The sequence below is a fragment of the Rhizobium sp. IY2 genome (assembly GCF_047532935.1).
In the GTDB taxonomy this organism is placed as follows: domain Bacteria; phylum Pseudomonadota; class Alphaproteobacteria; order Rhizobiales; family Rhizobiaceae; genus Rhizobium; species Rhizobium anhuiense.
Window position 1 is genome coordinate 234468 of record NZ_JBLKNU010000004.1, and the last position, 14508, is coordinate 248975.

Consider the following 14508-nt stretch of genomic DNA (forward strand, 5'->3'; position numbering starts at 1 on the left):
ATTTCCGAAATAGCGATATTTTCGGCTTTGTCACGCGTGTAAAGAGACTCATCCTGCAAAAACGGAATGATCCGGAGTTTCCCGATGCCGCAAGCCTTCGTTTCCACAGACCGCATCCGATCGCTGTTCACCGAGGCGATGTCGCAGATGTACCGGGCCGAGGTGCCGCAATACGGCACGTTGATCGAACTGGTGGCGGACGTGAATGCCGGCTGCCTCGAAAACGATCCCGATCTGCGCCAGCGCCTGGCCCAAGCCGGCGAGCTGGAGCGCATCGATGTCGAGCGCCACGGCGCCATCCGGCTCGGCACGGCAGAGGAGCTTTTCACCATCCGCCGGCTGTTTGCGGTCATGGGCATGCAGCCGGTCGGCTACTACGATCTCTCGGTCGCCGGCGTGCCGGTTCATTCCACCAGCTTTCGGCCGATCGACGAGGCGGCGCTCAACGTCAATCCATTCCGGGTCTTCACCTCGTTGCTGCGATTGGAGCTGATCGAGGACGAGAAGCTGCGTGGCGAAGCCGAAACCATCTTGGCTCAGCGGCGGATCTATACGCCGCGCGCCGTCGCGCTGATCGAGCGCCACGAGCGAAACGGCGGCTTGACCGAGGCGGAAGCGACGGAGTTCGTCGCCGAGGCGCTTGAAACCTTCCGCTGGCATGGCGAAGCGACGGTCAGCGCCGAAACCTACAAGCGGCTGCATGACGCCCATCGGCTGATCGCCGACGTCGTCAGCTTCAAGGGACCGCATATCAACCACCTGACGCCGCGCACGCTCGATATCGACGCGGTCCAGGCCCGCATGCCGGAGCGCGGCATCACGCCGAAGGCCGTCATCGAAGGGCCGCCGCGCCGCAATTGCGATATCCTGCTGCGGCAGACGAGCTTCAAGGCGCTCGAAGAAACGATCGCCTTTTCCGGTGATGACGACGGCGCGGTTCGAGGAACGCATACCGCGCGTTTCGGCGAGATCGAACAGCGCGGCGTGGCGCTGACGGCGAAGGGCCGGGCGCTCTACGACCGGCTGCTCGCCTCGGTTCGCGGCGAGGTGCAGGTGGGCGCCGGTGGCGCCAAGGCCGGTGCCTACGACCAGGAACTTGCCGAGCGTTTCAAGGCGCTGCCGGACAGCTGGGACGAGTTGCGCGGGCAAGGTCTGGCCTTCTTCCGCTATTCCGCGACGCCTGCGGGCATTGCCGCCGCGGCCGGCGGCACGCTGCCGAATGATCCGGAGGCGCTGATCGCCAAGGGTTATCTCGCCTTTGCCCCGATCGTCTATGAAGACTTCCTGCCCGTCAGCGCAGCCGGAATCTTCCAGTCTAACCTCGGCACCGATCAGCAGCAGAACTACGCAACCCGCTCGAACCGCGACGCCTTCGAGGCGGCCCTGGGTGCGACCGTTCAGGACGAGCTGGCGCTTTATGCCGAACGTCAGGCGGCATCGCTGGATGCAGCGATGGAGGCGCTCGGTCTCGCCGGCTTGCTGCTGAAGACCGTTGCCTGAAAGGGCCGCTTCAAGTCTTGGTTTTATGCACTAAAGTAGCGCGATTTCGATCCGATCGGACTGAGCCATGCTGAATGATCCGCGCTCCCACGGACTTTGGGAAAAGACCGCACCCGAACCGCCGGCGACCTCGTCGCTCGAAGGCGCCGTATCGGCCGATGTCGTCATTGTCGGCGGCGGCTACACCGGCCTCTCTTCCGCGCTGCATCTTGCCGAAGCCGGGTCGAAGGTGGTGCTGCTGGAGGCGAAGGAGATCGGCTTCGGCGGCGCCGGCCGCAATGTCGGCCTGATCAATGCCGGCATGTGGGTGATGCCCAACGATCTGCCCGGCGTGCTCGGTCCGGTGCATGGCGAACGTCTGCTCGATCTGCTCGGCAACGCGCCGAAGCTCGTCATGGAGTTGATCGACAAGCATCAGATTGCCTGCGAACTCGAACGCAATGGCACGCTGCATTGCGCGGTCGGCGAAAACGGGCTGAAGGAGATCGAGAATCGCGCCGCGCAATGGGCCGCCCGCGGCGCAGCCGTGACGCTGCTCGATGCGGCGGAAACGGCCAAACGCATCGGCAGCGATGCCTATACCGGTTCGCTGCTCGACAAACGCGCCGGTACCCTGCAGCCGCTTGCCTATGCACGCGGCCTTGCCCATGCCGCCGTCAAGGCTGGCGTCGCCGTTCATACGTCCAGCCCGGTCGTTTCAACGGAACGCAATGGCAGAAGCTGGACCGTGAAGACGGCAAGCGGCGAAGTCAGCGCCGAATGGATCATCGTCGCGACGGATGCCTACAGCACCGGCCCATGGGAGCAGGTGCGCAACGAACAGGTGCATCTGCCCTATTTCAATTTCGCCACCGTGCCGCTCGGCCATAATCTGCGCCAGTCGATCCTGCCCGGGCGGGAAGGCGCATGGGATACCAAGGAAATCCTCTCCTCCTTCCGCATGGACCAGGCCGGCCGCCTCGTTTTCGGCAGTGTCGGGGCGCTACGCAATACCGGACTTGCCGTACACAAGGGCTGGGCCAAGCGCGCATTGAAGCGGCTCTTCCCCATTATCGGTGATGTCGAATTCGAGTGTGAATGGTATGGCCAGATCGGCATGACCGACAATGCGCTGCCGCGCTTCCACAAATTCGCGCCTGGTGTCATCGGCTTTTCGGGCTACAATGGCCGGGGCATTGCCCCCGGTACGGTCTTCGGCCGTACGCTGGCGGAGCATATCCTCGGCCGGCTTCCGGAAGCCGATCTGCCGCTGCCGCTGACGTCGCCCACCGAGCCGAGCTTTCGTGCACTCAAGGAAATATGGTACGAAGCCGGCGCTCAGGTCGCCCATTTCGCCGATGCCCGCTTCTGAGAATTATAAGATTGGAAACACGACAATGACCATCGCCGTCCTCGATCTCGCCACCGAAACTGCCAAGCTGCTTGCCGAACTCGGCGTCGATGCCGGCCGCTATCACGGCGGCACGCTTTCCGTCACCTCGCCGGTCACCGGCAAGGAAATCGGCAAACTCAGGGAACATTCCGTTTCCGAAACGAAGGCGGCGATCGAAGCGGCGCACCAGGCCTTCCTCGAATGGCGTGCCGTGCCGGCGCCGAAGCGCGGCGAACTGGTCCGCCTGCTCGGCGAGGAACTGCGCGCCTCCAAGGCGGCGCTCGGCCGTCTCGTTTCGATCGAGGTCGGCAAGATCACTTCGGAAGGTCTGGGCGAAGTGCAGGAGATGATCGACATCTGCGATTTCGCGGTCGGCCTTTCCCGTCAGCTCTACGGCCTGACGATCGCCACCGAACGCTCCGAGCACCGGATGATGGAGAGCTGGCATCCGCTCGGGGTGATCGGCATCATCTCGGCCTTCAACTTCCCGGTTGCCGTCTGGTCGTGGAATGCCGCGCTGGCGATGGTCTGCGGCAATTCCACCGTCTGGAAGCCTTCGGAAAAGACGCCGTTGACGGCGCTTGCCGTACAGGCACTGTTCGAAAAGGCGCTGAAGCGTTTCGTCGCCGAGGGCGGTACCGCACCGGCCAATCTGTCGACGCTGATCATCGGCGGCCGCGAGGTCGGCGAAGTGCTGGTCGATCATCCGAAGATCCCGCTGGTTTCCGCCACCGGCTCGACGGCCATGGGCCGCGCCGTCGGTCCGCGCCTGTCGCAGCGTTTTGCCCGCGCCATTCTCGAACTCGGCGGCAACAACGCGGCGATCGTCTGCCCGTCGGCCGACCTCGACCTGACGCTGCGCGGCGTCGCATTCTCCGCCATGGGCACGGCCGGACAGCGCTGCACGACGCTGCGCCGTCTCTTCGTCCATGACAGCGTCTACGACCAGCTGGTGCCGCGTCTGCAGAAGGCCTATGGCTCCGTCACCATCGGCAATCCGTTGGAAAGCGGTACGCTGGTCGGACCGCTGATCGACGGCCAGGCTTTCGAGAAGATGCAGGCAGCGCTGGGTGAGGCCAAATCGGCCGGCGGCAAGGTGACCGGCGGCGAACGCGTCGACAATGGCTCGGCTGACGCCTTCTACGTTCGCCCGGCGCTTGTCGAAATGCCGGATCAGACCGGACCGGTCGAGCACGAGACTTTCGCGCCGATCCTCTATGTGATGAAATACAGCGACTTCGACGCCGTGCTGGCGCTGCACAATGCCGTGCCGCAGGGACTGTCGTCGTCGATCTTCACCAATGACATGCGCGAGGCCGAAACCTTCGTCTCGGCCCGCGGTTCGGATTGCGGCATCGCCAACGTCAATCTCGGGCCATCCGGTGCCGAGATCGGCGGCGCCTTCGGCGGCGAGAAGGAAACCGGCGGCGGCCGTGAATCCGGCTCGGATGCCTGGAAGGCCTATATGCGCCGCTCCACCAACACCATCAACTACGGCAGAACGCTGCCGCTGGCGCAGGGCGTCAAGTTCGACGTCGAATAAGCCAGCTGCAAAGAAGGGGCGGCGCTCGGGGAGTGCCGCCTTTTTGGCCAAATCGAGATTTATTCCCCTGTAATATGAAATATTTAGTCAAGATATTGTGATGACTTTTCCGGCCAAGCGAAACTTGAAATTGGTAGTCAGGAAAAATATACGCCTCTCATCGCCCTTGGAGAGCTCGGGTGACATTGCTACGGAGGCCATCATGAACATTGCTCTTAACCGCTTTTCCCTCGCGCTCGCCGCTTCGCTTCTCTCCGCCACCGCGCTTGCAGGCAGCGCCAATGCGCAGGACGAAGGTCTCGTCGTTTACAATGCCCAGCACGAAAGCCTCGGCCGCGAATGGATCGATGCCTTCACCAAGGAGACCGGCATCAAGGTCACCATGCGCCAGGGCAGCGACATGCAATTCGCCAACCAGATCATCCAGGAAGGCGATGCCTCGCCGGCGGACGTATTCCTGACCGAGAATTCGCCGGCAATGACGCTGGTCGATGGCGCGGGCCTGTTTGCCCCCATCGAAAAGGAAACGCTGGATCAGGTTCCGGAGCAGTATCGCCCGGCTGACGGCATGTGGACCGGCATTGCCGCCCGCACCACGGTCTTTGCCTACGACAAGACGAAGCTCACCGAAGACAAGCTGCCGAAGTCGTTGCTCGACCTCGCAGATCCGGCCTGGAAGGGCCGCTGGGGTGCGGCACCCGCCGGCGCCGACTTCCAGGCCATCGTTGCTGCCCTGCTGCAGTTGAAGGGCGAGCAGTCGACCGCCGACTGGCTGAAGGGTCTCAAGGAAAACGCCACGCCCTATAAGGGCAACAGCGTCGCCATGAAGGCTGTCAACGCCGGCGAAGTCGAAGGTGCGGTCATCTATCATTATTACTGGTTCGGCGATCAGGCCAAAACCGGCGAGAACAGCAAGAATGTCGGCATGCACTATTTCAAGAACCAGGATCCGGGCGCTTTCGTCAGCGTTTCGGGCGGCGGCGTCCTGAAGTCCACGCAGCACATGAAGGAAGCCCAGGCTTTCCTGAAGTTCCTCACCAGCAAGGCTGGCCAGGCAATTCTCAAGGACGGCACCTCTTATGAATATGCCATCGGCAAGGATGCGCCCTCCAACGACAAGCTCACTCCGCTTGCCGACCTCAATGCTCCGAAGGTCGAAGCTTCCACCCTCGACAGCAAGAAGGTCGTGGAGCTGATGACCGCCGCCGGCCTGATCTAACTTTTCTGCCGCAGGCTTGCCTCGGCCAAAACTGTTGCTTTTGGCTCAAGAAAACCTTAGGGCATGACGATATCCGGCAACCGTCCTTCAAAGGCGGTTGCCTTCCTTTTTCAGCGTGTAAAGGCATCGGCCTTGCTGCAGGACAACAGATTGCTCGCATCCGGCAACGAGGCGCCGGTCGCGCTAAGGGCCGCGCGCATGGTGTTGCCGCGCGGACGCATGCCGCACGCTTCCGTGATCCTGCTTGCAACGGTGGTCGCGATCCTCAGTCTTGTGCCGCTCGGCTTCATCGGCTGGGTCACCTATGATGTCGGCTGGGAAACGGTGAAGGCCCTGGTCTTCCGGCCGCGTGTCGGCGAACTCCTCGTCAATACGATTCTCCTGGAATCGATCACCATCCCGCTGTCGATCGCGCTTGCGGTGACGCTCGCCTGGCTGACCGAACGGACGGACATTCCTTTGGCGCGGCTCTGGGCCTGGCTGGCGATCGCTCCGCTCGCCGTGCCCGCCTTCGTCCACAGCTATGCCTGGGTCAGCCTCATTCCCGGCATGCGCGGCCTGCAGAGCGGCGTTTTCGTCTCGGTGCTCGCCTATTATCCGTTCCTCTACCTGCCGGTCGCCGCCGCATTGCGCCGTCTCGATCCGGCCATCGAAGATGCCGCGGCCTCGCTGGGCCTCAATCCCTGGCGGGTCTTCTTCCGCGCCGTGCTGCCGCAGCTCAGGCTTGCCATCTGCGGCGGCTCGCTGCTGATCGCGTTGCATCTGCTTTCGGAATACGGCCTGTTCGTCATGATCCGGTTCGACACTTTCGCGACGGCGATCGTCGACCAGTTCCAGTCTTCCTACAACAGCCCGGCGTCCAACATGCTCGGCGGCGTGCTTGTCGCCTGCTGTCTTTTTCTGCTCGGCTTCGAGGTGCTGGTGCGCGGCAACGAACGTTACGCCCGCGTCGGCTCCGGCTCGCCGCGTCCGGCGGACCGCCGCCGGCTCGGCTGGTTCGTGGTGCCGGCCGTCTTGCTGCCTTTCATCCTCGCAATACTGACGCTCGGCGTGCCGCTGGTGACGCTTGGCCGCTGGCTCTATCTCGGCGGCACCGATATCTGGCGCATCGAAGTCGGCAGCGCTTTTCTGCAGACGATCGTACTTGCCATTGTCGGCGGCGTGCTGGCGACGATCGCCGCAGCGCCGATGGCCTGGCTTTCGGTGCGGGCACCCGGCCGCCTCCAGCGCGTGCTCGAGGCCTGCCATTATTATGTTGGCTCGCTGCCGGGCGTCGTCGTGGCGCTGGCGCTGGTCACGATCACCGTGCGCCTCGTGCTGCCGCTCTATCAAACCTTCGCAACGCTGCTCGTCGCCTATGTGTTGCTTTTCCTGCCGCGCGCCATGGTCGGGCTGCGCGCCAGCATCGCCCAGGCGCCGGTGGAGCTGGAACGCGCTGCGATGGGCCTCGGCCGCACCCCGGGCCAGGCGGTGCGGCAGATCACCATGCGCCTTGCGGCACCGGGAGCGGCCGCCAGCGTCGCGCTGGCTGCACTCGGCATTACCAATGAACTGACGGCGACACTGATGCTGTCGCCCAACGGCGTCGATACGCTGGCGACGAAATTCTGGTCGTTGACCAGCGAGATCGATTATGTCTCGGCTGCTCCTTACGCCTTCATGATGGTCGTGCTGTCGCTGCCGCTCACCCTTATGCTCTATACTCAATCGAAACGGACTGCCGGCCAATGACGCTGCTTACGATCGAGAACATCAGCAAGCGCTACGGTCCCGTCCAGGCGCTGAAGGATATTTCGCTCGACGTCTCGGCGGGCAGCCGCACCGCCGTCGTCGGCCCGTCCGGCTCCGGCAAGACGACGCTGCTGCGCATCATTGCCGGTTTCGAGCAACCCGATGTCGGCCGGGTGACGCTGGATGGCGACCTGCTTGCGGACGGTCCGGCGGCGGTCCCGGCGCACAAGCGCGGCATCGGCATCGTCTCGCAGGACGGCGCGCTGTTTCCGCACTTAAGCGTTGCCGAGAATATCGGCTTCGGGTTCGAACGCGGCGCGGCCGATCGCGAGAAACGCATCCTCGAGCTGCTCGACATGGTCGAACTCGACCGCGGGATGCTGGCGCGGCGCCCGCATCAGCTTTCCGGCGGGCAGCAGCAGCGTGTGGCGCTCGCCCGCGCGCTTGGCCGCAAGCCGCGGCTGATGCTGCTCGACGAACCTTTCTCGGCACTCGATACCGGCCTGCGGGAAAACATGCGCAAGGCGGTGGCGCGCGTGCTGCAGGCGGCCGGCATTACGACCATTCTCGTTACGCATGATCAGGAAGAGGCGCTGACCTTTGCCGATCAGGTGGCGGTGCTCAGGGAGGGACGGCTGATCCAGGCCGGATCGCCGCAATCATTGTATCTGCATCCGCGCGACCGTGAGACGGCGCTGTTCCTCGGCGATGCCGTGCTGCTTCCCGCCATCATCCGCAACGGCCTTGCCGATTGCGCCCTTGGCCGCGTGGCCGTCGAGGGCAGTCGTCAAGGCAAGGCGGAGATCATGCTGCGACCCGAGCAGATCCGCGTCGTTGCCGATGAGAGCGATCGCGACTATGGCGGGCGTGTCGTTGAGGTGGAATTCGGCGGCGCCGTCTGCACCGTTGCCGTTTCGCTCGACGGCGTTGCGCTGCCGCCGATCCTGATCAAGACTTCGAGCGTTGCGCTTCCGGCGCGAGGCGATCTCGTTCGCCTCGATATCGCCGGCAAGGCGCATGTCTTCGAGAACTAAACCAAGAGCCCGCACCTCCTGTTGGACGCGCGGGCTCTATCATTTTTCGTTTTCGTGTCGTTCTTTCCGGAAATCCATTTCGATTTCCGGGCTTATGCGCTAGCCGAACTTGCGCACTACATCTGCCGGCTCGATGCCTTCGAGCCAGCCGCCGGTAAAGCCGGCGCGCTCGAGCCCGAGGCGGATGACCGGCGATTGCCGCATCAGCTTCCAGATGAAGTCGGAGCGCTCGTTCTCGACGGTCATGACGACAAGACCTTGATCAATGCCGACGGTGCGGTCGTCGACCCAGCCTTCCGGGCGCTTGGTCTTGACCGTGGGATTGAAGCCGCCGGGAAAGCCGCCTTCCAAGAGCAGGTTCGGATAGGTGGTCAGAAGCGCCTTGGTGCCGTCGAGAGCGGCCTGCTTGTCGTAGGGCAGGCAGGCAAGGGCTGCCCAGGGTGCGATCGTGCCGTCATCCGGGCCAAGCGGAGCGCCGCGCGCGGCATAACCCAGAACCTTCGGCTGGCGACCGCCGCGCATGCGCCGTGTCGGCGGCGGACCGTCACAGGCGGAGAATCCCCAAATATTCCTGTTATAGCCGACGAACTGCCCGGGATTGCGTTCGGCATAGTCGCGCTGGACGTTGATCATCACCTGCGTGTTGCGGAAATAATCCCAGTTCCGCTCCGCCATCGGCTTGTCCTGGATGGTGCGGAAATCGATCCAGGCATGCGAGAAGAGGTGGATGAAGAGCGGCCCGGCATAGAGATAGGACTGCTCGCCATGCAGCATCCAGGAATAGCTTGACGTGAAGGCGTCGTAGCTTGATTGCGGGATGGGGTGCGTCGGCGAGGCAAGCGCCAGCGTGTAGAGGATGATCGCCTCGTCGAAACCGTGATAGCGCCAGCGCAGGAAGCCGGAAGAGGGCTTCCAACCCATGGCAATCGTGTCGCCCTTGTTCAGCGCCCAGCGCCAGTCGACGCGCTCATAGATGAAGGTCGCGAGTTCACGGATTTCAGTCTCCGTTTCGTCGTCTTCGCGATCGAAATATTGCGCAGCCGTGAGAATGCCGGCGACAAGCAGGGCGGTATCGATGGTCGAAAGTTCGCTGTTCCAGGCGCGATGACCGGTATCCATATGCAGGAAGTGGTAGAAGAAGCCGCGGTGACCGGTCGCGTGGCGCTCCTCGCCCTGGCGCGCCTCGGCGAAGAAACGCAGCGTATTGACCGTGCGCTCGGCTGCTTCCTCGCGGCTGATCCAGCAACGCTCAACACCGACGGGATAGGAGGACAGCGCAAAGCCGACGGCCGCGATGCTCGCCGGCACGCCGCCGATCGAGGTGTCCGCCACCAAGCCGTTTTCGGGATTGGAATATTTCAGGAAGTACTTGAACGCCGAATGCTGCAGCCTGTCGACGAGCGCTGCATCAATGTCTTCGATCCGTTGCAGCATAGGCTCCTACCCAACTGTTGCATCGCCCCATGCTTCAACATGGTGGCCGTCCCCGGGCAAATCAAACCTTTTTGATTCGTAGGGATAAGAGAACACAAATCGGTGGAATCGGTCGTTAAGAATTATCGATGAAATAATATCTAGCAAAAGTCATATAAGCGGTGCAGCAAAAAGGGTGGCCCGCGCGCCACCGGCACGGGTTATTTTCCCGCAATACTTGTTTTTCAGATGCTTAAAGAGTGGGTTTTGCACGCTCACGCGGCTTCATCGACCCGCACCAGATGGCCTGCCGTCACTTCCCGGTATCGGCGTGGCGGCGTGACGTAGCCAACCGGGCGAACGGGGCTGTTGAGCTCGTCGGTTCCGAGGTTGCGCTTGATGCCGCGACGTGAGGGATCGGGCACGGGGACGGCTGCCATCAGCTTCTTCGTGTAGGCGTGCTGCGGGTTGCTGAACAATTCCGCGCGCGGGCCGATCTCGACGATTTCGCCGAGATACATCACCGCGACCCGATGACTGACACGTTCGACCACCGCCATATCGTGGGAAATGAACAGGAAAGCGAGGTTGAGGCTTTGCTGCAGGTCCATCAGCAGATTGCAGACCTGTGCCTTGATCGAGACATCGAGGGCCGAAACGCTTTCGTCGGCGACGATGACCTTCGGATCGAGCGCGAGCGCGCGGGCGATGCAGATGCGCTGGCGCTGGCCGCCGGAGAATTCGTGCGGATAGCGTTTCATCATGTCGGGTTTAAGCCCGACGCGTTCGAGAAGATCGGCCGCCTTGTCGCGGGCCTGGGCACCTGTGCCGAGGCGGTGTTCGGTAATCGGTTCGGCGACGGCGGCGCCGACGGTCATGCGCGGATTGAGGCTGGCGAAGGGGTCCTGAAAGATCATCTGGATGCTGCGGCGCATCCGTCTGAGGCTGACCGCGTCAAGGCTCAGCACGTCATAGCCGTCGAGGCTGACACTGCCGCCGTTCGGCTGGACGAGGCGGGTGATCGAGCGACCGGTGGTCGATTTGCCGCAGCCGGATTCGCCGACGAGCGATAATGTCTCGCCCTGGAAGAGATCGAAGGAGACGTCCTCGACCGCGTGGATCGCGCCCGTCTTGCGGCCGAGCAGCCCGCCGCGGATATCGAAACGGGTAACGAGGTTCTTGACTTCAAGGATCGGCGTCCGGCGGCGGTCGACGGTATCGGCCACCTCGATCGGCTCGCGGCGTTCGCCGGTCGTGGTGTCGACGACGGGAAAACGCAGCGGCCACTTCCGGTCGGCCATCGAGCCGAGGCGTGGCACGGCGGAGAGCAAAGCGCGGGTATAGGGATGCCGGCCGCGATGGAAGATATCGTCGGTCGTGCCGGTTTCCACCGACTCGCCGCGATACATGACGATGGTGCGGTCAGCGATTTCGGCGACGACACCCATGTCGTGGGTGATGAAGAGCACGGACATGCCCTCTTCTTCCTGCAGCATCTTGATCAGATCGAGGATCTGGCCCTGGATCGTCACATCGAGCGCCGTCGTCGGCTCGTCGGCGATCAGCAATTTCGGCCGGCTGGCGAGCGCCATGGCGATCATCACCCGCTGGCGCATGCCGCCTGAGAACTGGTGCGGAAATTCGTCGAAGCGCGCGGCGGCGTTGGGGATGCGGACCTTTTCCAGCAGGCGGACGGTTTCGGCCCGCGCCTCCGCCTTGCCGATCTCGCCATGGCAGGTGAGCGCTTCGGAGATCTGGCGGCCGATGGTGAAGATCGGGTTGAGGGACGTCATCGGCTCCTGGAAGATCATGGCGGCGTCGTTGCCGCGCACCCGGCGCATCTCCTTTTCCGAAAGGGCGAGTACATCCTTGCCGTTCAAGGTGACGGCGCCATCGATGCGGCTCGATCCCTTGGCAAGCAACCGCATGATCGAAAGGGAGGTGACGCTCTTGCCCGAGCCGCTTTCGCCGACGATTGCCACCGTCTCGCCTGGCATGACATCGAAGGAGACATCACGCACCACCGGCTTCCAGTCACCATCGACGAGGAAGGAGGTCGTCAGGTTCCGGACGGAGAGAACAGGAGAGGCGGGTGCTGAAGAAACATCACTCATGTCGTTCCCTTGGTTTTCTCTGGGTTACGTCTTCAAAGGCGTGGCGAAGGAGGCGGAGGGCCTGCCTGCCGCGATGCGGGCCGCTTCCAGCGTCGCGATCTTTTCATCGATCTCGCGCCTGTCGGTCATGCCGTTCGGATTTTGCCGCGTCGCCATTGTCTCCGCGACATGCAGGTAGCGTTCACTGGCCACTGCATGGAGGCGGACAAGTTCGCCGAGCGGATCGGGATGATCGTCGGCGCGGATACTCATCCACGGATAATCCTGATCGCGGTGGATGACGAGGGCGGCGGACTGCCTGCCGCGCTTGTCGCCGCCGGCATCTTCGCCTGCCTGCATCGCCAAGAGCAGGCGTTCGGCCAAGGGCTTGTCCAGCGCCTTGTTGTAGGTGGCAAGCGTTTTGGTGACGACGTCAGGTCCCGCGAGCATGTTGCCGGCAACCGAGACGTTTTCATCGATCAGATGTCCCGCCCAGTCGATGCATGCGGCGCCGGTGAAGGCGGCGTTGCGTCCCTTCGCATCGATGAGGTGCAGTTGCCGCTGATTACGGCCGGCGTCACGCCCGGTCAGTTCGGCGATGATTTCCTCGGGCGCCCTGCCGGCGGCCAGCAGCGACAGGCCGTCGACGCCGTAAAGCGGGCTGACAAAGGCCTGGGTCGCAACGGCGCCGATGCCGCCGCGAATATGCGGCACGAGAGCGCCGACGGCGAAGAAGCGGGTCGCGACGGCAATGCCGAGATGACCGGTCAAAGGGTCACGGGCGACGATTGACCAGGTCATGTCTATCTCCCGACCGCATAGGCCTGCATCAGGCGCGGGGTGGCTGCGGCACGCAACAGCCCATCGGCATCGCGTCTTGCGGCAGTCAGCCGGCCGATCGTCCAGACATCGGCGACCGTCAGCTTGTGGCCCTTGCGGCGCAGGGCATCAAGGACGTCGGGGCCAAAATTCGCTTCCGCCATCAGGCTGCCGGGTTCGCGGGTGCGCGGATAGAAGGAGCCTGGAAAATGCGAGGTGTGGAACAGCGGCTGGTCGATCGCCGCCTGCAGGTTCAGCTTGTGATGGGCGTAGCGCAGGAAGAAGGAGAGCTGCCACTGCTCCTGCTGGTCGCCGCCGGGTGTGCCGAAGGCCAGCGTCGGGCGGCCCTCATAAAGGCCGAGCGACGGCGTCAGCGTCGTGCGCGGCCGTTTGCCGGGGGCAAGCGAGGTCGGCAGGCCTGGTTTCAGCCAGAACATCTGGGCGCGGGAATTGAGGCAGAAGCCGAGGCCGGGCACGGTCGGCGAGGATTGCAGCCAGCCGCCGGACGGCGTGACGGAGACCATGTTGCCGTCGCGATCGATCACGTCGATATGCACGGTGTCGCCGCGCTTTTCGGAAAGATGCGCCATAGTCGGCTCGTAGACGGCGCCGGTCTTGGAATCCGCGCCGAGCATCGTCATCGTCAGATCATGCTGCGCCTCGAAGCCAGGCACGATGCCGGGGCGAAGATCGAAGGAGGCGTCTGCGCCGACCAGCTTGCGGCGCTCGGCGGCATAGGTCTCCGACAGCAGGTGCGCGACGGGGATTTCCGAGAAATCAGGATCGCCGTAATAGACTTCGCGATCGGCGAAAGCGAGCTTCATCGCCTCGACGACGGTATGGACGAAATCGGCGCCGGTGGGGTTCATCGCGGCGAGATCGAAGCCTTTGAGGATCGACAGGGTCTGCAGGAAGACCGGACCCTGGCCCCAGGGACCGATCTTGGCGATCGTCCAGCCATGATAATCATAGGTCAGCGGCTCCTCGATCGTTGCCGACCAGTTTGCCATGTCGGTCGCGGTCAGTACGCCCTTGTGGCGGTTGCCGCTCGCATCCATCACCTCGGCGGTTTTGAGGTAGTCGTCGATCTTCTCGGCGACGAAGCCGCGATAGAAGGCGTCGCGGGCCGCCTCGACCTGCGCTTCCCGCCCGCTTTTCGCCTCGGCCTCGGCGATGATGCGCTTCCAGGTTTCGGCAAGCACCGGATTCCTGAAATTCGCATGCGCTTCGGGGACGCTGCCATTCGGCAACCAGGTCTCGTAGGAGGTCGGCCATTCCTTCTCGAAGAAGGCGGCGAGCCCGTTGATGGTGGCGGAGACGCGCGGCAGCATCGGATGACCGCGCTCGGCGTAATAGATCGCCGGTTCCAGCACATCGCGCACGCTCATCGAGCCGTAGTCGCGCAGCATCAGCATCCAGCCATCGAAGGAGCCGGGGATGACGGTCGCAAGCAGCCCGTCGCCGGGGATCAGGCTCAGGCCTTCCGCCGTATAGTGTTCGATCGTTGCGCCGGCGGGTGCGGGGCCTTGCGCGCAGATGACCTCGACCTTGTCCTTCTTCTTCGAATAGATCACCGCCGGCAGATCACCGCCCGGACCGCAAAGATGCGGCTCGACAACCTGCAGCACGAAGCCCGTCGCCACCGCCGCGTCGAAGGCATTGCCGCCCTTTTCGAGAATGCTCATGCCGACCGCCGAGGCGATCCAGTGCGTGGAGGTGACGACGCCGAAAGTGCCGAGGATTTCTGGACGGGTTGTGAATGCGGTCATATCAAATGTCCTTCC

General features: G+C 63.4%; 10 protein-coding genes. 6 read left to right on the forward strand and 4 right to left on the reverse strand.

The window, feature by feature from the left end:
• Nucleotides 1–66: 66 nt before the first annotated feature.
• The 6 genes from ACMUVN_RS16870 to ACMUVN_RS16895 all read left to right on the forward strand — a co-directional run bounded on the left by ACMUVN_RS16870 (nucleotide 67) and on the right by ACMUVN_RS16895 (nucleotide 8399).
• Complete coding sequence (locus ACMUVN_RS16870) at nucleotides 67–1500, forward strand: VOC family protein (RefSeq protein WP_168333633.1); 1434 nt, start codon at nucleotides 67–69, stop codon at nucleotides 1498–1500.
• Nucleotides 1501–1567: 67 nt separating this feature from the next.
• A complete protein-coding gene (locus ACMUVN_RS16875) occupies nucleotides 1568–2851 on the forward strand; it encodes an NAD(P)/FAD-dependent oxidoreductase (protein ID WP_063473830.1) in 1284 nt (427 codons plus the stop codon).
• A gap of 25 nt (nucleotides 2852–2876) precedes the next feature.
• Nucleotides 2877–4415 carry an aldehyde dehydrogenase family protein gene (locus ACMUVN_RS16880; protein WP_028757755.1) on the forward strand — a complete coding sequence of 513 codons (1539 nt, stop codon included), beginning with the start codon at nucleotides 2877–2879 and terminating at the stop codon, nucleotides 4413–4415.
• Nucleotides 4416–4617: 202 nt separating this feature from the next.
• Complete coding sequence (locus tag ACMUVN_RS16885; RefSeq protein WP_028757756.1) at nucleotides 4618–5634, forward strand: iron ABC transporter substrate-binding protein; 1017 nt, start codon at nucleotides 4618–4620, stop codon at nucleotides 5632–5634.
• Nucleotides 5635–5697: 63 nt separating this feature from the next.
• Entirely contained in the window at nucleotides 5698–7365 is a 1668-nt protein-coding gene (locus ACMUVN_RS16890; RefSeq protein ID WP_097543571.1) for an ABC transporter permease, read from the forward strand.
• On the forward strand, nucleotides 7362–8399 hold the full coding sequence (locus ACMUVN_RS16895; RefSeq protein ID WP_028757758.1) for an ABC transporter ATP-binding protein: 1038 nt from the start codon (nucleotides 7362–7364) through the stop codon (nucleotides 8397–8399). Before ACMUVN_RS16890 ends, ACMUVN_RS16895 begins: the two co-directional genes overlap by 4 nt.
• Before the next feature lie 99 nt (nucleotides 8400–8498).
• Here ACMUVN_RS16895 and ACMUVN_RS16900 read toward each other — a convergent pair whose 3' ends face one another.
• The 4 genes from ACMUVN_RS16900 to ACMUVN_RS16915 all read right to left on the reverse strand — a co-directional run bounded on the left by ACMUVN_RS16900 (nucleotide 8499) and on the right by ACMUVN_RS16915 (nucleotide 14493).
• Entirely contained in the window at nucleotides 8499–9833 is a 1335-nt protein-coding gene (locus ACMUVN_RS16900) for a glucoamylase family protein (RefSeq protein WP_028757759.1), read from the reverse strand.
• A 254-nt stretch (nucleotides 9834–10087) separates the two neighbouring features.
• Nucleotides 10088–11926, reverse strand: a complete 1839-nt coding sequence (locus ACMUVN_RS16905) for an ABC transporter ATP-binding protein (RefSeq protein ID WP_063473827.1) — start codon at nucleotides 11924–11926, stop codon at nucleotides 10088–10090.
• Between the two features lie 24 nt (nucleotides 11927–11950).
• A complete protein-coding gene (locus ACMUVN_RS16910; RefSeq protein ID WP_414815306.1) occupies nucleotides 11951–12706 on the reverse strand; it encodes a DUF1028 domain-containing protein in 756 nt (251 codons plus the stop codon).
• Between the two features lie 2 nt (nucleotides 12707–12708).
• Nucleotides 12709–14493 carry a gamma-glutamyltransferase family protein gene (locus tag ACMUVN_RS16915; RefSeq protein WP_414815307.1) on the reverse strand — a complete coding sequence of 595 codons (1785 nt, stop codon included), beginning with the start codon at nucleotides 14491–14493 and terminating at the stop codon, nucleotides 12709–12711.
• Nucleotides 14494–14508: the final 15 nt, after the last annotated feature.

Bases quoted from the DNA above. Each gene is read 5' to 3' on its own strand.
- ACMUVN_RS16870 (WP_168333633.1), top strand. From the start codon at position 67: ATGATCCGGAGTTTCCCGATGCCGCAAGCCTTCGTTTCCACAGACCGC.
- ACMUVN_RS16875 (WP_063473830.1), top strand. From the start codon at position 1,568: ATGCTGAATGATCCGCGCTCCCACGGACTTTGGGAAAAGACCGCACCC.
- ACMUVN_RS16880 (WP_028757755.1), top strand. From the start codon at position 2,877: ATGACCATCGCCGTCCTCGATCTCGCCACCGAAACTGCCAAGCTGCTT.
- ACMUVN_RS16885 (WP_028757756.1), top strand. From the start codon at position 4,618: ATGAACATTGCTCTTAACCGCTTTTCCCTCGCGCTCGCCGCTTCGCTT.
- ACMUVN_RS16890 (WP_097543571.1), top strand. From the start codon at position 5,698: ATGACGATATCCGGCAACCGTCCTTCAAAGGCGGTTGCCTTCCTTTTT.
- ACMUVN_RS16895 (WP_028757758.1), top strand. From the start codon at position 7,362: ATGACGCTGCTTACGATCGAGAACATCAGCAAGCGCTACGGTCCCGTC.
- ACMUVN_RS16900 (WP_028757759.1), bottom strand. From the start codon at position 9,833: ATGCTGCAACGGATCGAAGACATTGATGCAGCGCTCGTCGACAGGCTG.
- ACMUVN_RS16905 (WP_063473827.1), bottom strand. From the start codon at position 11,926: ATGAGTGATGTTTCTTCAGCACCCGCCTCTCCTGTTCTCTCCGTCCGG.
- ACMUVN_RS16910 (WP_414815306.1), bottom strand. From the start codon at position 12,706: ATGACCTGGTCAATCGTCGCCCGTGACCCTTTGACCGGTCATCTCGGC.
- ACMUVN_RS16915 (WP_414815307.1), bottom strand. From the start codon at position 14,493: ATGACCGCATTCACAACCCGTCCAGAAATCCTCGGCACTTTCGGCGTC.